Here is a 17,593-nt window from a genome sequence, read left to right as displayed (position 1 = left end):
GCAAGTGTTCCTAAAAAAGATTGGTATACTTGCGTCTATGAAACAAATTAAAGAGCTAAATAACGGTATAAAATATATGCTCATCGCCTCGCTGCTTTTTGCAGTTATGGGTGCTTTTGCAAAACTAGCTTCAGAGCATATGAGCTCACTAGAAGTTGTTTTTTTTAGAAATATTTTTGGTGTTATTTTTATAGGATATGCTCTTTATAAAAGCCCTATGAAGAGTAAAGGTGGAAAGCCATTTCTGCTTTTTTTTAGAGGATTAATGGGTTTTTTGGCTCTTCTTGCCTATTTTTATAATATAGCAAATATACCGCTTGGTGACGCTGTAACCTACTCAAAAACAGCGCCTATCTTTACGGCTATTTTTGCATGGCTATTTTTAAATGAAAAACTATCGCTTAGTGCTTGGATTGCCGTATTTATCGGCTTTTGTGGAATTGTTTTGATTGCACAACCAAGTGGATTTGGGTTTAGCAAATATGACATATTGGGAATCTTTAGCGGTATAGGTGCCGCTCTTGCATACACTTCGATTAGGGAGCTAAAAGACTATTACGATACAAGAATGATAGTTTTATCCTTTACTTTAGTTGGAACAGTTGGTCCGATTTTACTCTTTATACTCTCACGCTATTTTTATATAGCTGAACTTGATTTTATGATGGGAGAGTTTATTATTCCTAGCGGAGTTGTTTGGGTTTATATTGTAGGGCTAGGTGTGCTAGGAACCTTCTCTCAATACTTTATGACTAAAGCATATGGAGAGACAAAAGCCGGAATAGTTGGGGCAGTGAGTTATACAAATATAGTTTTTGCTATTTTTGTAGGGATGCTCCTTGGAGACGCTCTGCCAAACTTTATAACTACATGTGGAATTGTTCTTATAGTCATTGCCGGAATTATGGTTGTAAAATCAAAATAATTCTACATTAAACCCAATATGATATAATCACTTTCTATTTTTTAAAAGGTAAACATATGAAATTACTCGCTGGACCTTGCGTTATTGAGAGTGAAAAAAACATTTTTAAAATTGCAAAAGAGTTAGAAATTTATCAAAATGATAAAACAATCGATTTTTATTTTAAATCCTCTTTTGATAAAGCAAATCGTACATCATTAGAGAGTTTTCGCGGGCTTGGCATTGATGAGGGACTTAGGATTTTGCAAAAAGTAAAAGATGACTTTGGCTACAAAGTAGTAACTGATGTTCATGAATCATGCCAAGTTGCACAGGTTGCTGAAGTTGTAGATATGCTTCAAATCCCTGCATTTTTATGCCGTCAAACAGACTTGCTTGTTGCATGTGCTAAAACTACAAAAGAGGTAAATATCAAAAAAGGGCAGTTTATAAATCCCCCAGATATGAAATACTCAGTAGCAAAAGTACTAAAGACACGTGGTTGTGATGAGGTAAGTTATGAGGCTTCAAAAAAACATGGCGTATATCTTTGTGAGAGAGGAAGCTCTTTTGGATATGGAAATATCGTCGTAGATATGCGCTCACTTGTAATCATGAGAGAGTTTGCACCAACTATTTTTGATGCAACGCACTCAGTTCAAGCTCCCGGTGCGCTTGGTGGAAAAACAGGCGGAGATAGAGAGATGGTTCCATATCTAGCAAGTGCAGCAGCGGCCGTTGGAGTTGATGGTTTCTTTTTTGAGACACATTTTGACCCAAGCTGTGCACTAAGTGATGGGCCAAATATGATAAAGTTAGATGAGTTAGAACGTATAATAAATAAAATTAAAAAGATACAGGAGATATAAAAAATGAAGTTAATTGAAGGCAAATTAAAAGTAGTAAACGGCAAGAAAATTGCTATTGTTAGTACAAGATGGAACCATTTTATTGTTGATAGATTAGTTGAGGGTGCAAAAGATGCTTTTGCTCGTCATGGCGGGGATGAAGCAGATTTGACACATGTTTTAGTTCCGGGGGCATTTGAACTTCCTATGATAGTTGATCAACTGCTAGCTAGTAAAAAGTATGACGCTATTTGCGCACTTGGTGCTGTTATTCGCGGGGCTACTCCACACTTTGATTATGTCTCTGCTGAGGCTACAAAGGGAATCGCAACTATGAGTCTTAAGTATCAAAAACCAGTCTCATTTGGACTCTTAACTACTGATACGATTGAGCAAGCAATAGAGAGAGCTGGAACAAAAGCTGGAAACAAAGGTTTTGAAGCGATGACTGTTGTTATTGAGATGCTTGATTTGTATGAGAATCTCTAAGCATGGCAACTAGACATCAAGCCAGAATGGCAGTTGTAAGCCTGCTGTACGCATTTGATTTGGGTAATGGAAACATTGCTGAACATACAGATGAGATTTTAGAAGAGAAGAAGATTCGAAACAAACAAAAAGATTTTGCACTTACTCTTTATGAGGGTGTTATGGCAAACATAACTCCAGTTGACATAGCAATTGTAAAGCATCTTAAAGATTGGGATTTTGAACGTCTTGGAGCTATCGAGAGAGCTACTCTTAGACTGGCAACTTATGAGATACTTTTTGGTGAACTTGACTCTGCAGTTGTTATAAATGAAGCAGTTGAGATTACAAAAGCGTTTGGAACTGAGCAATCACCAAAGTTTATAAACGGTGTGCTTGACGCGATTTCTAAAGATAAAGAAGTTATATAAGTGAGTAAGAAACTTTTTCTTATCTTGATATGTTTAGTAAGTTTAAATGCAAATGATATCAATATAATACAGAGTAAATACTCTGTCTCAGAGACTACACAAAAGATAAAAGAGATAGTTATATCCAAAGGTTTTGAAGTATTTACAATCATCGATCATAAACAAAATGCTAAGAATGTTAATATGGAGATGGCTGAAGCAAAAGTCATACTCTTTGGAAACCCAAAGGCTGGCACAAAACTTATGCAAGAAAATATATTAAGTGCACTTGATTTGCCTTTGCGTGTTTTGATTTTTAAAGATTCTACAGCTAATGTAAAAGTTGCATTTAGAGATGTAAGTGCGCTTAAAGTAGATTTTAAATTAAGTAACAAAGAAGAGTTAGAGGCAATGGATAAAGGTCTAAGTGCTATCATTGCTAAAGCAACGAACTAAAGAGAGAATTATGAATAGACTAAGCAAAAAAGAGGCGTTAGAGCTTATAAAATATGCAGACTTAAAAGAGCTTGGACGTATGGCAAGTGCTCGAAAAAAAGAGCTTCATCCAGAGGGAATTACTACTTTTGTAGTGGATAGAAATATAAACTATACAAATATCTGCTGGGTTGATTGTAAATTTTGTGCATTTTACAGACATGAAAAAGATGAAGATGCTTATGTTTTAACATTTGATGAGATAGACACTAAGATAGATGAGCTTTTAGAAATCGGTGGAACGCAGATACTTTTTCAAGGTGGAGTTCATCCGAAACTAAAGATAGAGTGGTATGAAGATTTGGTTGAGCATATCCATACTAAATACCCGACAATTACGATTCATGGCTTTTCTTCCATAGAGCTTGATTTTATTGCAAAAGTCTCACGCATAACTATACAAGAAGTTTTACAGAGACTAAAAGTTAAAGGTCTAGCTTCAATCCCTGGAGCAGGTGCAGAGATACTAAGTGATAAAGTTCGTGATATTATCGCTCCTAAGAAAATAGATAGTGAAGTTTGGGTTGATGTGCACCGTCAAGCGCATAAACTAGACATCATGTCAACTGCAACCATGATGTATGGAACTGTTGAGAGTGATGAAGAGATAATAGAGCACTTTGATATGGTAAGAAGACTTCAAGATGAGACTGGCGGTTTTCGTGCCTTTATCATGTGGAGTTTTCAAGGTCAAAATACTGAACTTTTAAAGCTTATTCCAGATATGGAAAAACCATCTTCAAACCGCTACTTAAGACTTTTAGCAGTTGCTAGACTCTACCTTGATAATGTGCCAAATATTCAAAGCTCATGGGTTACGCAAGGGCCTTATATAGGGCAGATGGCTCTTAGATTTGGGGCAAATGACTTGGGTTCAACCATGATGGAAGAAAATGTTGTAAGCTCTGCAGGTGCCGCATACAAGATGGCAAAAGAGGAGATGATACATCTCATAAAAGATATGGGTGAAATACCAGCAAAGAGAAATACTGCTTATGAGATTTTAGAGAAATTTGCATAGATGAATAGAATAATTTTAACACTACTGATTTTAGGAAATATAATAATGGCAACAACAATAGATGAGATAAAAACAAAAGATGTAAATGTACCTCTTATTTTTGAACAAGACAAAAGATTGCCACTAATAACTATGCAACTTGTCTTTAAAAACAGTGGAAGCATATCAGATACAAAAAAAGCTGGTTTAGCTAAATTTAGTGCAAAATTTATGAACGAAGGGACTAAAAAGCTAGGCTCAAGCGCATTCGCAGAGGCATTAGAGAGTAAAGCTATTCATATATCTGCTTCAAGCGGTAAGGAGACTTTTGTTATAGAGCTAGGATGCCTAAAAGAGGAGTTTGATGAAGGTTTAAAATACCTTCATATGCTACTAAGTGATCCAAACCTCACGCCAGAAGTTATAAAAAAAATCAAAACATCAACACTTGGCTCTTTGGCAAACAAAGAGAACGACTTTGATTATATAGCTGCAAATGAACTCAAAGCGCTTCTTTTTGAGGGCAGCGTACTTGCGCAACCATCTTCTGGAACGGTGGCTAGTGTTAAAAGCATAGAGCTTGATGATGTAAAGAATTTCATAAAAGAAAACCTTGTCTCTTCAAAACTCATTGTAGTTGTTGGCGGCGATACAGATATAAAAGAGATAAAGCCTAAAGTTATAAAAATAATAGACTCTTTAAGTGTTGGTAAGAGTAGTGAAGTCATAAAGTACGAAATAACAAAAGAGCCTAAAGAGAAGGTGATAAAAAAAGATACACAACAAGCCTATGTTTATTTTGGCTCACCTTATCATATCTCGGTAGATTCTGATGATTATTATAAAGCAAGAGTTGCTACTTTCATTCTAGGAGCTGGCGGTTTTGGCTCAAGACTTATGGAAGAGATTAGAGTAAAACGAGGACTTGCCTATTCTGCTTATGCAAGACTTGATGCTACAAAATCAAGCTGCAGTATGAATGGACATCTACAAACAAAGTTAGGCTCTCTTGAAGAAGCAAAAAAAAGTGTTAAAGATATAGTAGAAGATTTTGTAAAAAACGGTGTTAAAAAAAGCGAGCTAGAGCAGACTAAAAAGTTTTTACTAGGAAGCGAGCCTCTTAGAGTAGAGACTATGAGTCAAAGACTAAACCGTACTTTTATGGAGTACTACAATGGGCATAAACTTGGGCACTCAGATAGAGAGTTAGAGCTTATTAAAAATCTTGAGCTTAAAGAGTTGAACAAATTCATCAAAGAGCATACTGAGATTTTAGAGATGAGTTTTGCGATAGTTACTAAGTAACGCATTTCTTTAATCAAATAAATATTGCAAAACGCAATATTTTTATACTTAGTTCATAAGAAAAGATAGTATTTGATACTAAGGATTTAAGATGGACATTACAAAAGAGCAACATGATAAGTTTAAAAAGCTAGGTATCACTAGCTATTCTGAACTCTCCTTGTTTGTTCCTTCTCTTTATGAAGATTTACGACTTAGCTCTAAACTTCAACCTCACTCCATGCAACTCATTGATGCCACTGTTGAGGCTGTATATAGGTCTGCTAACTCACTTCAAATCACTTTTTTTGCCCATAACTTCTCACATGTAGTTATGGGTGTTATATTTCATCCAAAACCATATATGATGCATCAATTTAAAGTCGGTGAGAGAGACTATTACTATGGGATGATTGAGTGCAAAGGTGGGGCGTGTAGTATAAGTATGCCAAAAAAAGTCACAACTATTGGCGCTATAACTCCAAAGTACAAATCAGCTCTTAGAAGTGATGTAATGCTGCGTCTTATACAAAGTACCTTAAATAAAGAAAATTTGCTCTTAGAGGGGCTTAGAGAAGATATAGCAGATGAACTTTTAAAACTGCATTTTCCACAAAACGTAATACCAAATCTAAGAGAGGTAGATGAGAATATATTAAAAGCTCTTAAATATACAGAACTTTTTATTTACATGAGAGAATTGACAAATAAGAGACGCTACTATCCTTCACTCTCCTCCTCGCCAAGTAACTACAAAGCATGGGCAAAGAGCTTACCATTTGTACTAACAAGCGAGCAAATAGAGACGATAGATGATATAAAAGCCGATTTTAAAAATGGATATGCTGCTAGAAGGATGATAGTTGGAGATGTTGGAAGCGGAAAAACTATGGTTATCTTAGCCTCAGCGCTTATGAACTATCCTAATCGCTCAATACTCATGGCACCAACTACTATACTTGCAAACCAGATATATGAAGAGGCAAAAAAATATCTCCCGATGATGAGAATTGCATTATTTACAAGTAAAAATAAAAGTATGGAACTAGATGAGTATGACTTTATCATCGGTACACATGCTCTTTTATATAGAGAACTACCAAAGGCTACTCTTGTTATGGTGGATGAGCAGCACCGTTTTGGAACAGCGCAGAGAAATTTACTAGAAAAATTGGTAAGTCAACAAAATAATGGTATCAAAAATTCAGATGCAAAACCACACTTTTTACAGTTCTCAGCAACGCCAATTCCAAGAACACAAGCTATGATAGAGACAGCTCATATTGATGTTTCACTTATCACTTCAACACCTTTTAAAAAAGACATTGCAAGTAAAGTTATACATAAGAGTGATTTTAAAGAGCTATTAGAACATATAAAGAATGAGATTACTCTTGGCAATCAAGTGCTTCTTGTATATCCGCTTGTAGAGCAAAGTGAAGTTTTAGAGTATCAAAGTATTGATGAGGCAAGAGGCTTTTGGGAAGATAGATTTGAGAATGTTTATGTAACTCATGGTAAAGACAGAGATAAAGAAGAGGTACTAAGAGAGTTCGATAAAAAAGGAGATATTCTTATCGCTACAACAGTTGTTGAAGTTGGTATATCGTTATCTCGTCTTAGCACTGTAGTGATAGTTGGTGCAGAGAGATTAGGTCTTTCAACTTTGCATCAACTTCGTGGAAGGGTTAGTAGAACAGGACTGAAGGGATACTGCTTTTTATATACAAACCAGCAGACATCTGAGCGTCTTGATAAGTTTGTACAGACTACAAGTGGGTTTGATATAGCAAATCTTGATCTAAAATTCAGAAAAGGTGGAGATTTATTAAGAGGGCATAACCAAAGTGGAAATCAGTTTAAATGGATTGATTTAGCAGAAGACGTAGAAATAGTAAAAATGGTAAAAGATGATTTAAAGAATTTAAAAGTGGAGTAAAAGGAATTGCTTCCTTTTACCAGATTGTTAGTAAAGTCCGAATCTACCGTCATTTCTTTTGTATAGCACTCTTGTTTTACCATCATTGTCTATGAAGATTTCAAAGAGTTTTTTGTTCTCTTTTATATCATTTAAAACATCTTCAACTTCGCGAGGTTTATAAAGAGTTAGCTCTACTGGAATGATTTCATCTTCCATAGCTTCACTCTCTTCATTTAAGTTTATAGAAGTGTTAGCTTGGATTTTTGCTTCGTTTATTCCCTCTTTATAATGCTCATTTTCTCTGTTTTGTATACGGTGTATAGCTTTTTGTGCTCTTGCGATTGCTAAATCTATAGCAGCATAAAGGTCTTGGTCACTCTGCTCAATAACGATTGAGTTTTTGCGCGCTAAATTTATTAGAAACTCAACAACTGAGCGATCTTTGCCTTTTTTTATTTGAGTTGAAGCTACAACGCTCACAGAAATAATGTCCATATTGTATTTTTCAAGCGTTTGTATTGAAGTGCGCATATGCGTTTTGATAGCATCTGTTAGCTCAATATTACGTCCAGTTAATGTTATATTCATCTTTAATCCTTTAGTCTCTAAATATAAAAGATTATAACATTAAATAGTTTAGAATCTTTACAATTTAGAGTTTTTGGATGGTTCGCCTAAAGTAGCGTATAGGCTCTGTAGAAATGTTTTGAGCTGTGTTTACACTTACTGTTATATCCATCAAAACTGAGCCGTTTTGGTCCGGTGTTGTTATGTTAAAATAGTCATTGCAAGCACCAACAGTTGCAGTATAAATATAACGCATAGAAATATTTACATCATAAATACCATCAAGTGTAGTATTTAGGTTATTTGTGCAACCATTTTTAGCAATCTCTAGCATCGCTAATTCAGCCGCACTTTTAGCATGTAGAGCAACTTGTTCATATATATACATATCTACAGTTCTTTTGCTTGTTTGAGCTGTTAGAGATAGTGAGAGAGTCATAATAGTAGCTATTATGATGATAACTATTATAGCTGCTATCATGGCAAAGCCTGAACGTTTTGAGGAAGCGTTTTTTATTATGAGAGAGTTCAACTCTAAAATACTGTTTTTTCTTTGCATAAAGAGTAATCCTCCATCAAATCAGAATTTACACACACTTCTATTTTTAAGATAGAACCAGCTGCCATAAATCTAAATGTACTGACATTGTCCATAAGTTTTACAGCAGTTCCATTTGCTAAATAGGTTTCACCTCTCCATGGCTGATAGTTATAATATAGCATCAGCGTACCAGTGTTTGTAGTTGCGTTATAGTCTCTTATACCAACAGCATAAGCAGTCCATGCGAGTTGATAATACTCATAAATATCAGCACCATTAAAATTATTATCAACACCAGTAGCACCATTTATAGGTATAAAACGGTTCTCTTCGCCAGCTACGACGCTTCTTCTTATAGGGTGCATCGCTTCGTTTTGTGTTGCAACTGCAGCACCGTTCCATCCATATCCAGTTTGTATATCACTATCTGAACCGATAAAATATAGAGCAGCATTGTCTATACCACTGCCAGCATTAGAAAGTGCAGAGATAAGAGTTTGCAACTCAGCCGTATTTGTAGATGGAGATACAAGAGTATTTGTGTTTGATAAATCCATATCAATAATCCCACTCCATAGAGGCAGTATAGGTGCAGCTGCACTATCTCCGCGAAGAGCATCTATGTCATAACCGACCCACTGCAAAATTGGAGCAGTTAAATCAGTGTTTCCTGCAAGTGCTTGGAAGTTTCCATCTGTTTGTCTAGCTATAACAGAGTCTTTTATACGGTACTGTAACCTTGCTGCTATAGTTTCAACAGCCATTGCACTGTTTGCTTGAAGGGAGTTATTTATTTTTGTAAAGATAAAACTTTTATACGCCTTAGATAACAATTCAACGCCATAATTTGCAAGAAAGCCCATAATAACTATAACAAAGATAAGCTCTAAGAGTGTAAAGGCAGCTCTACGCATCAAAATCTCCTCTTATAGTATTCTACTTCGCCTACGTTTGCACTGTAGATTCGTAGTCTAGTTAAGAGTACTGGAGTTGTGTCAAAAACTGATACAGTTAATACTTTTACGTTATTACTTGCTAAGCCATTTATATCTAAACCTTGAGTTATGCCCATTAAGCTTGTATAGTTTTGTTTATAACCTGCTGCTTCAGCGTCTGGACTATCAAACATAGTTTCATCACCATGAACACTTCTGTTTAGTCCAAACGTTGCATTATCTTCGGTTGTGTAATTTACTCCACCAGCAGCACTACTATCAAGACATCTTCTGTTTATATGTCCAAGTCTTTGTCTATCAGCATTACAGTCTCCATCAACATCAACAACTCTAGAATATTTACTTAAGTTGAAATCTTCAGTAGATCTTCCGTCCCAGTAGTATGTAGTAGCGCCCATAAGTTCAGCAGAAGCAGCAAAGATGGCTTCTTGAACTATTCCTCTTTCAACTCCATCGGAATTAATTTGCATCATCATAGGTAGAGATACTATGGCTATAGACATAATAATAATTGCAAATATAAGCTCTATAAGAGTAAAAGCCGCTCTGTGGAGAGCTTTTCTAGTTCTTACCAAATTACTCTCCTATTTGTAGTTGTTCCTGAACGGTTTTTAGTTGTTGTATTTGTATCATGCGCTCCACTCCATCCACTAGAACTGTCAAACTCAACTTGAAACTCATTTCTAGTAGCTGTTGGGTCATTTTCATTATATATCAGCCAAGACGATGCTTCATTTTGCATAGTTGTTTTATATGGGTATCCACTGCTTCCATCATAGTTAAGCGTAGTAACAGATGGATTTCCAAGAGGATTGTCTGTTGCATCTACCTTATCAGCCGCAACATTTGCCCCACCTCTTTGTAAAACTATTCCTACAGACCCATCATTGGTTATGTCATGATTTTCATTCATATACCATCTTGCATCATTAATTCTTTTTGAATTAATTCCGTTTGGAAGTAGTGATTTGTTGCATGTATTACCTCCAACTGTACCAAAACAGTAAACTTCAAAGTAAATATTTGCAGGGCCTGTATTTCCATCATATCTCTGTTTTGAAGCGTGTGTACGGCCGTAATAATGTTTAAGTGATATCCTAGTATTAGGTATATCAGTTCTATTTAAATCACGGTAGCCACCTGTTTCGTAGTCTAATTTTAAATCAGCACTCATCCTACAGTTCGCTGGTGTAGTACAGTTTGCATTATAAGTTGAAAAGATTAACACTTCTGGATTCATTACAATTGTAATATTTCTATCGAAGTTTAAATTTTGTGTAATTTGGATCGAGCCAGTCATATCTTTATCAAATGAAGTAACAGGAACTGGCCAAAAGTTTTGTACACTATCGTTCATATCTTGTATCCATGGTACAGGTACTGCAGATACTAAATTGCTAACGCCAAATTGGTCAAAGCTATTGAATGTTGACTGGTAGGCGACGGCACCTGAAATAGATGATTTATTGATAGTTAAATTTATTGGTTGAGCATAGCAATCTTCAACAAAGTTACTAAGTGTTGCATTATTTTCACCAAGCGCACTTACAAATCCATATAAATGAAATGCCATATCATCATTTATAAATAAATCAGACATATAAATAGATGAATTTGCATCAAATGTTTTGTTATCATCTACTCCTCTAGAGACGTTAATAGCTCTCATATCAAACCAATACGGATGAAATGTAAGATCATGATCTTTATATGTACGACCGCCTCCATCACTTCCATGATTGGTACTTATCGTACATCCATATCTTCCTCCAGCTAAAGCCGATGATGTAGAGTTTAAGATACAATCCTCTCCAGCAGAAAAAGCACCACTTACGCTTGTATCGTGGTGAGACATATTTGACGAATCTACTGCCGTCCAAGAGTTATCAATTAAGTTTAGTCTATATTCTCCAACTTCTGAATGGAAACGCTCTTCATTTTGCATTATTCCGTTTGCAACATAAAAAGGGATATCTTCTCTATTAGAAGTGCTATTACATCCAGTTTTAGGTGATTGTGGATCCCAAAACAAAGTTGCCTTATACTCAGGGGCTCCATTAAAGTAGCGTGTGTAACCAGGTACTGCAGAGATTCCATTATGTCCTGTAGCTGTAATGTCAAATCGGTAATTATATCCAGCTGCTATGCTCATTCTTGAAGAAGGAGAAGTTAGTGGAGAGTAACCATATTGAGTTGTAAGGTCTATCTTTGTTGTGTTCTTTAGATTTGATGGATCTGTCTTTATATTATAATCAGGGAGTTTTTTATTCACATCAAAAATTCTTAAATCATATGATTCAGGACGAATAGAGAAGTTGTCTCTTGAGCATAATGGTTGAGCGTAGTTTGCTTTTATGCAGTTAAAACAGTTAACAGATGTAGAGTCGCTACAAGAAGTTGCGCAATAAGCATGAGTAGCACTATTATATAAATTTGAAATACCAGAGAGAGTTTTGTTGTTGTTTAAAGTAGCAGCACTCCAATCTTGAATTAACGACCCATTGCTATCATTAAAATACCATACGCGAAAGGCTGCATTTTTCACAGCAAAGTTATAATAATCTGCATCTTGTGAAGGTACATTAGCTTGATAATTTCCAGGGGTAAAATTAATGGGAACAAATATAGGCGTTGATAGACTTGAATCTGGATTTGAACAAGATGCATTGATATCTCCAAATGAATCAATGTCGATTATTTCAACTAATACGGTTGTAGCTATATCTGAAGCTGGAGCTTGATTATTTCCAGTTGAAGGAGTTGAGTCAAAGACAACAGCCACATCAAATGGATTTCTAGATATTTGTGTGTTTAGATTATTTTTTATATCATCATTATCTTGACCACTTTTTACAACATTAAACTGCCCCCATGTAGGTGTGTATGAGCCTGTAGGTGGGCATAATGGAATGTTTACTCCGCCAAGTAGATAGTCAGGATATACAATCTTATTTCCTCCGGCAGTTATATAATATCTTAAGGATAAACCAAGAGGCTCATCAATCTCTCCTAAGCCACTTACATTCTTAGGACTAAGTTTGTATTTTGTATAAATATACTGTCCCGCATCTAAAGAACCGTTGCCTTTTCTTATATCATGACCGTTTGTGCACCCATTATTTGCTAATGAGTTGTCTCCATTTTCATCATAATCACAAAGAAGAGTAGTTAGAGTTGGCGCTCCTCTGTCAATAAGCGAAGAACCATTCACATTTGAAGTATAGATATTCCCTATCTGATCAAAAATAGTGTCATTAACATCTGCTTTAAGTGCTATCCCCTCTGCGGCTATGTCGGCCTCTATATTTTTAAGATAAACTACAATTTCTAAGTCCGAATCTGATACGGTAGAGTCTAGTCTAGCTACTGGATAAGCATCTCTATCAACATCAAGGTAACGCCCATCTTGTCTTATTGAGTAGTCATAACACATTTGCGGGAGGTAGAGTTCTGCGGAAAATACAATTAGTGATGGAAAATATGTATCTTGGGTCGAAGTAAATTGAAATTTTGCGCCTGTTTCGTTGTTTGTAATAATATTTTTTGCTCCACTAGTAGTGCCTACATCGTATTTGTGGATATCAATACCATTATTGTTAGTCAAGTTAGGACTTCTTACTCCATCTACATTAACCCTAGAATCAAAAGCGTTACTTCCATTTAAATCTTGCAGAGTTGTGTTGTAAGTTGCTCCTGCCATTTTCAGACGGTCGCCAGTTATATATTTATCACCTTCTGCTGCAAAGACATAAGCTTTAGAGTCAACAGGACCTGCTCTTGGACTTAAAAAACCGCTAACTGATACGTCAATACTACCAATATCTTTTGTTATTTGTTTATAGCCATCAAAAATAGTTATATTTCTTGCACTTGTCTCATTAGGATCTTTATAGATTACAACAAGAACCCATGCACCGTAAGCTCCCAAGCCATCGCTTGTATCTCCAGTTAATGTATAAAAGTTTGCTGCATCTATATAATATGTTCCGCTTCCATTAACAACGCTTGAAGCATCTGCGCTTGCTGAATATATAGGTATATTACTTGTTGTGTCAAAATCTTTTATATCAGCACTCAGAGAGCTAAAGGCCCCAGTGCTACCTTTTCTGAGGCCTATAGTCCCAGCTGCTGCTTTAGAAGCAGCGTCCCATGAGCTACTTTCGGCTTTACGTCCTTGCCAGTATATACGAGCGTACTCTACAGTTGCATTTGCATCAAGAGTAAGAGTAGAGTAAGAAACAGGTGCTTTTTGAAGATTTGTATCAGCATTTGAGTCTGTAATAGAAGTTGGCTCTACACATGAGCCACTGCTCAAAATACACAATACGGTATTACCTATTACTCTTACATCTCCAAAAAGATTCTCTTGAGTTCGTTGTGTAAAGTCTCTTCCACCTATTGTTTCCGTTAAAGGTGGAGAAACCGTAATAGTAAAGTTATCAGTAGTTGACTCACCATCATTGTCTACGGCTATTATGCTAAAAGCCACCGGCAGGGCAACTGCTGTAGGCGTACCACTAAATACTCCTGTTGTAGTATTAAACGAGAGCCAAGCAGGTAGAGTCCCAGTTAATTTATAGGCAATAACAGGATCACCATCAGTCAAAGTTACATAATCACTAGCTTTAAGAGAAATAGGAGTTCCAACTCTTGCTGTATGATCTGGAATATCATTCATTATAGGAGGATTTTGAGGCGCTATAGTAAAAGTCATAGGGAGGCTATAAGTTGTAGTTTTATTATCTATTTCACGTTTAATTCGTATATAAATTGTTTGTGCTGATGTAACTGTAATATTTGTATTTGAATAACTTGTCCCATTATTTAAGACTCTGTTGTCTCCGCATGAAACATTTGAAATGTATAAATCTGTTGAATAATTTGAGGTGTAGCTGATACTTAATTTCCCAGCAACCCCTGGTTTAAAATAGTAGTAATCGTTATCATCATCAGTACCAGCACCATCGTATAAGGTTCCTGACTCCGTACGACTTATTGTAGAAGAGATAGAATGCAGTTCACTAATTTGTTCACCGTTACAGCTATCGTTTGATCCGCCATCTCCAAATAAAATAGAAGAAAAAAAGAGCAACAGTGTAAAAAGAGGAATAAGTCGTGAAAAGTACTTTACAGTTTTCATATAATCTCCAAATAAGTAACTATTAGTTTATAATCTTACATTATACATATAAGTACACTTAATAATTGCTTATTATAGTTTATATTAAATAAAAACTCACTTTTTCAAATAAAGAGAAATTTTTTCAGCAACTCCATATTTTGTAGATTCTGAGAGAACTATTTGCGCGGCTCTTTTGTTGTCCGTATTAAAGACCATTGGACCAATAAAGTTTACAACAGAGTCTTCCACTGGAGTTTGAATTATGATGATATTTAAAATAAGTATGTTTGATTTTTCATCTACTTCTAACAATGCTTGAGTTGCATCTGAAATCTCAAAATCGTACTCTCTTAGCACAAAAGGGTTTATAAGTGTGAAAGATATATGTTCTTCGGTAGTGGATTGCATGCGCATAAAAGCGTCATCAATTTTTTCCAAAGTCACTTCTTTCACATTTTCAAAGCCTAAAATAGGTACACAAATATCAAATCTCATAAAAACCCTTGCTGTTAATTTTGTTAATTGTAACACTTAAAGCATAAAATATACCTAGTTTAATAAGCGTTATATATGTTTTAGATAAAATAACATCCTATTTACAATCAGGATAATATTTGATGATATCAAAAAACTATACACTAATCGCTTTTGCCTCGCTTGTGCTACTCTTTAATGGCTGCTCTAAAAATATAGAAGAGTATAACAAACCGGCTATGTATTGGTACTCTAAGATAGTTGAACAAGTCTCTAGCGGAGATTTAGAACATGCGGATAACTACTACAGTTCGCTCCAAGGCGAGCATATAGGCTCACCACTTCTTCCTGAAGCAACGATGATGCTAGCTATCGCACATATGCAACAAGAAGAGTATCTACTTAGTGAGCATTTTTTAGATGAGTATATAAAAAGATATGCAACGCCAAATGAGAAAGAAGATGCAGAATTTTTAAAAATAAAAGCAAAATACAAAGCACTTCCACATCCAAGACGAGATCAAGTTTTAATCGATGAAGCGATAGCGCAAGGTGAACTCTTTAAACAAACATATCCTGATTCTATGTATTATGAAGTAGTAAATACTATGCTTACTCGTCTTTACCTTGCACAGTTTGTATTAAACGAAGAGATATCAGACCTATATGATAGGCTAGATAAGCCAAAAGCAGCTGCTTATTATAGAGCAGTAAATCCTCAGCCATGGATAATCTTAGATGAGATAGATAGAGCTAATGCTTCTTGGTATCGTGCTTGGTTTGAAGGGGATGGAACTTCGAGTTGGTATAATTTTATGATACCAGATACAAAAAGTGTAGTATCTAGAAATTCTATCTCTGAAGAAGAAGAGATAGTAGAAGCTGTTGAGCCAGAAGTACAACAGGTAGAGCCAGAAGTAGAAGACACCTCTAGTTGGTATGATATGTTTAACCCATTCTCAAGCAATGCAGTAGAAACGGTTGAACCAGAAATAGAAAAGGTAGAAGTAAAAGAAGAAGACAGTTCTAGCTGGTATGATTTCATGATACCAGGAACAACGAGCGCAGAAGCTAGTGATGCTGTAGTTGAAGTACAAAAAGTAGAACCAGAAGCAGAAAAGGTAGAAGTAAAAGAAGAAGATACTTCAAGTTGGTATGATATGTTTAACCCATTCTCAAGCGATACATTAGAAACAGTTGAACCAGAAGTGCAAAAGGTAGAACCAAAAGAAGAAGACAGTTCTAGTTGGTATGATTTCATGATACCATGGACAACAAGCGCAACAGCTAGTGATGCTGCAGTTGAAGTACAAAAAGTAGAACCAGAAGTAGAAGACACCTCTAGTTGGTACGATATTTTCAATCCATTTTCAAGCAATGCAGTAGAAACAGTTGAGCCGGAAATGGAAAAAATAGAGCCAAAAGAAGAAGACAGTTCTAGCTGGTACGATATTTTTAATCCATTCTCAAGTAACAGCGATTTAAAAAAGGAAATAAAAAGTAATGAAGCTTAGCGATTATAGTAATTTACCTGCAAATATACCAGTTATTGCAGAAGATGAAATTTTCTTATACCCATTTATGATAGCACCACTTTTTTTAAGTGATGAGAGTAATATAAAAGCAGCAACAAAAGCTATGGAAGAGGGCTCATTAGTAATAGTTTGTCCTACAAAACCTTCACATGAAGGAGAGAGAGGCTTTGAAGCTCTTTATGATGCTGGAGTTGTTGGTTCTATCATGCGTAAAGTAGCTCTGCCAGATGGAAGAGTAAAAGTTCTTTTTCAAGGACTAGCACGTGCAAAAACTTTTGCTAAGATAAGCGAAAACCCTCTAATAGCAACGGTTGATGTTATAGAGGCAAATAATATAAACTCTTTAAAGATTGATGCAATACTTGAGATTTTACGTGAGAAAGTTAGAAAACTAGCAGCTGTTAGTAACTATTTTCCTCCAGATTTACTAAGAACTATAGAGGAAAATCATGATTATAATCGCATAATTGATCTAATTTGTAGCACTATAAAGTTAAAAAAAGAGCAAGCATATGCACTTTTTGTCGAAGCAAATACAGAAAAAAGATTTTTAGATTTAATAGAGCATATAATTGATGAAATTGAAGCAAATAAACTTCAAAAAGAGATTCGCTCAAAAGTTCATACACATATAGAGAAGGTAAATAAAGAGTACTTTTTAAAAGAGCAGTTAAAGCAAATTCAAAAAGAACTTGGAAGTGATACTTCAAGAGATGAAGAGTTAGAAGAGTATAGAAAAAAGCTTGAAGCCAAAAAAGAGAAGATGAGTGCAGAAGCTTATAAAGAAGTAAATAAGCAACTAGAGAGATTCTCTAGAATGCATCCAGACTCATCTGATGCTTCTATGACTCAGACATATCTTGACTGGGCGTTAGAGATTCCTTTTGGCGAGGAGAGCAAAAAAAAGCTAAAGATTAGTGAAGTAGAAGCCCAGCTTGATAAAGATCACTTCTCACTAGAGAAACCAAAAACAAGAATTGCAGAATTTTTTGCAGTTAAAGAACTTATGGAATTAAGAGGCATAAAGAGTGATTCAGGAGCAATCATCTGCTTTAACGGACCTCCTGG

General features: G+C 35.5%; 16 protein-coding genes. 10 read left to right on the top strand and 6 right to left on the bottom strand.

Going from position 1 to position 17,593, the window contains the following annotated elements:
• Positions 1–37 precede the first annotated feature (37 nt).
• The 8 genes from PHI38_RS03615 (at position 38) to recG (ending at position 7,348) form a co-directional block, all read left to right on the top strand.
• The gene (locus tag PHI38_RS03615; protein ID WP_299852940.1) at positions 38–925 is read left to right on the top strand and encodes a DMT family transporter; all 888 of its coding nucleotides are present in this window, start codon (positions 38–40) and stop codon (positions 923–925) included.
• 26 nt (positions 926–951) lie between these two features.
• Positions 952–1,773: a 3-deoxy-8-phosphooctulonate synthase gene (kdsA, locus tag PHI38_RS03610; protein WP_299852976.1), complete on the top strand. Its 822-nt coding sequence runs from the start codon at positions 952–954 to the stop codon at positions 1,771–1,773.
• Positions 1,774–1,776: 3 nt separating this feature from the next.
• Positions 1,777–2,241 (top strand): 6,7-dimethyl-8-ribityllumazine synthase, encoded by a 465-nt coding sequence (gene ribH / locus PHI38_RS03605; protein ID WP_299852938.1) that lies wholly within the window; start codon positions 1,777–1,779, stop codon positions 2,239–2,241.
• 2 nt (positions 2,242–2,243) lie between these two features.
• Positions 2,244–2,651, top strand: a complete 408-nt coding sequence (gene nusB, locus PHI38_RS03600; protein WP_299852937.1) for a transcription antitermination factor NusB — start codon at positions 2,244–2,246, stop codon at positions 2,649–2,651.
• Positions 2,652–3,086 (top strand): DUF302 domain-containing protein, encoded by a 435-nt coding sequence (locus tag PHI38_RS03595; protein ID WP_299852935.1) that lies wholly within the window; start codon positions 2,652–2,654, stop codon positions 3,084–3,086.
• Positions 3,087–3,096: 10 nt separating this feature from the next.
• Positions 3,097–4,146, top strand: coding sequence for a dehypoxanthine futalosine cyclase (locus PHI38_RS03590; protein WP_299852933.1), 1,050 nt, complete (start codon positions 3,097–3,099; stop codon positions 4,144–4,146).
• A gap of 45 nt (positions 4,147–4,191) precedes the next feature.
• Entirely contained in the window at positions 4,192–5,430 is a 1,239-nt protein-coding gene (locus PHI38_RS03585; protein ID WP_299852931.1) for a pitrilysin family protein, read from the top strand.
• A gap of 91 nt (positions 5,431–5,521) precedes the next feature.
• On the top strand, positions 5,522–7,348 hold the full coding sequence (gene recG / locus PHI38_RS03580) for an ATP-dependent DNA helicase RecG (protein ID WP_299852929.1): 1,827 nt from the start codon (positions 5,522–5,524) through the stop codon (positions 7,346–7,348).
• Between the two features lie 27 nt (positions 7,349–7,375).
• Here recG and raiA read toward each other — a convergent pair whose 3' ends face one another.
• From raiA to fliW, 6 genes are all read right to left on the bottom strand, one after another.
• Positions 7,376–7,918 (bottom strand): ribosome-associated translation inhibitor RaiA, encoded by a 543-nt coding sequence (gene raiA, locus PHI38_RS03575; protein ID WP_299852928.1) that lies wholly within the window; start codon positions 7,916–7,918, stop codon positions 7,376–7,378.
• A gap of 64 nt (positions 7,919–7,982) precedes the next feature.
• Positions 7,983–8,456 (bottom strand): hypothetical protein, encoded by a 474-nt coding sequence (locus tag PHI38_RS03570; RefSeq protein WP_299852926.1) that lies wholly within the window; start codon positions 8,454–8,456, stop codon positions 7,983–7,985.
• Positions 8,432–9,352: a type II secretion system protein gene (locus tag PHI38_RS03565; protein ID WP_299852924.1), complete on the bottom strand. Its 921-nt coding sequence runs from the start codon at positions 9,350–9,352 to the stop codon at positions 8,432–8,434. Before PHI38_RS03565 ends, PHI38_RS03570 begins: the two co-directional genes overlap by 25 nt.
• Entirely contained in the window at positions 9,352–9,969 is a 618-nt protein-coding gene (locus tag PHI38_RS03560) for a type II secretion system protein (protein ID WP_299852922.1), read from the bottom strand. Before PHI38_RS03560 ends, PHI38_RS03565 begins: the two co-directional genes overlap by 1 nt.
• Positions 9,963–14,534 carry an Ig domain-containing protein gene (locus tag PHI38_RS03555; RefSeq protein WP_299852920.1) on the bottom strand — a complete coding sequence of 1,524 codons (4,572 nt, stop codon included), beginning with the start codon at positions 14,532–14,534 and terminating at the stop codon, positions 9,963–9,965. The genes PHI38_RS03560 and PHI38_RS03555 overlap by 7 nt, the downstream gene beginning before the upstream one ends.
• Before the next feature lie 96 nt (positions 14,535–14,630).
• Positions 14,631–15,011, bottom strand: coding sequence for a flagellar assembly protein FliW (fliW, locus tag PHI38_RS03550; RefSeq protein WP_299852918.1), 381 nt, complete (start codon positions 15,009–15,011; stop codon positions 14,631–14,633).
• Positions 15,012–15,133: 122 nt separating this feature from the next.
• On the opposite strand from fliW, the gene PHI38_RS03545 reads away from it, so the two are divergent.
• Together PHI38_RS03545 and PHI38_RS03540 are read left to right on the top strand one after the other, a co-directional pair.
• Complete coding sequence (locus PHI38_RS03545; RefSeq protein WP_299852975.1) at positions 15,134–16,504, top strand: outer membrane protein assembly factor BamD; 1,371 nt, start codon at positions 15,134–15,136, stop codon at positions 16,502–16,504.
• The coding region (locus tag PHI38_RS03540) for an LON peptidase substrate-binding domain-containing protein (RefSeq protein ID WP_299852916.1) at positions 16,494–17,593 on the top strand (1,100 nt) is incomplete at its 3' end. The genes PHI38_RS03545 and PHI38_RS03540, both read left to right, overlap by 11 nt.

This window comes from Sulfurimonas sp. (assembly GCF_028694895.1).
Lineage (GTDB): Bacteria > Campylobacterota > Campylobacteria > Campylobacterales > Sulfurimonadaceae > Sulfurimonas.
This window is presented reverse-complemented; position numbering and strand designations above follow the sequence as displayed.

Excerpts from the sequence above, each read along its gene's own strand:
- recG (WP_299852929.1), top strand. The coding sequence starts at position 5,522 with ATGGACATTACAAAAGAGCAACATGATAAGTTTAAAAAGCTAGGTATC.
- nusB (WP_299852937.1), top strand. The coding sequence starts at position 2,244 with ATGGCAACTAGACATCAAGCCAGAATGGCAGTTGTAAGCCTGCTGTAC.
- PHI38_RS03585 (WP_299852931.1), top strand. The coding sequence starts at position 4,192 with ATGGCAACAACAATAGATGAGATAAAAACAAAAGATGTAAATGTACCT.
- PHI38_RS03555 (WP_299852920.1), bottom strand. The coding sequence starts at position 14,534 with ATGAAAACTGTAAAGTACTTTTCACGACTTATTCCTCTTTTTACACTG.
- PHI38_RS03570 (WP_299852926.1), bottom strand. The coding sequence starts at position 8,456 with ATGCAAAGAAAAAACAGTATTTTAGAGTTGAACTCTCTCATAATAAAA.
- PHI38_RS03565 (WP_299852924.1), bottom strand. The coding sequence starts at position 9,352 with ATGCGTAGAGCTGCCTTTACACTCTTAGAGCTTATCTTTGTTATAGTT.
- PHI38_RS03545 (WP_299852975.1), top strand. The coding sequence starts at position 15,134 with ATGATATCAAAAAACTATACACTAATCGCTTTTGCCTCGCTTGTGCTA.
- PHI38_RS03590 (WP_299852933.1), top strand. The coding sequence starts at position 3,097 with ATGAATAGACTAAGCAAAAAAGAGGCGTTAGAGCTTATAAAATATGCA.
- raiA (WP_299852928.1), bottom strand. The coding sequence starts at position 7,918 with ATGAATATAACATTAACTGGACGTAATATTGAGCTAACAGATGCTATC.
- ribH (WP_299852938.1), top strand. The coding sequence starts at position 1,777 with ATGAAGTTAATTGAAGGCAAATTAAAAGTAGTAAACGGCAAGAAAATT.
- PHI38_RS03615 (WP_299852940.1), top strand. The coding sequence starts at position 38 with ATGAAACAAATTAAAGAGCTAAATAACGGTATAAAATATATGCTCATC.
- fliW (WP_299852918.1), bottom strand. The coding sequence starts at position 15,011 with ATGAGATTTGATATTTGTGTACCTATTTTAGGCTTTGAAAATGTGAAA.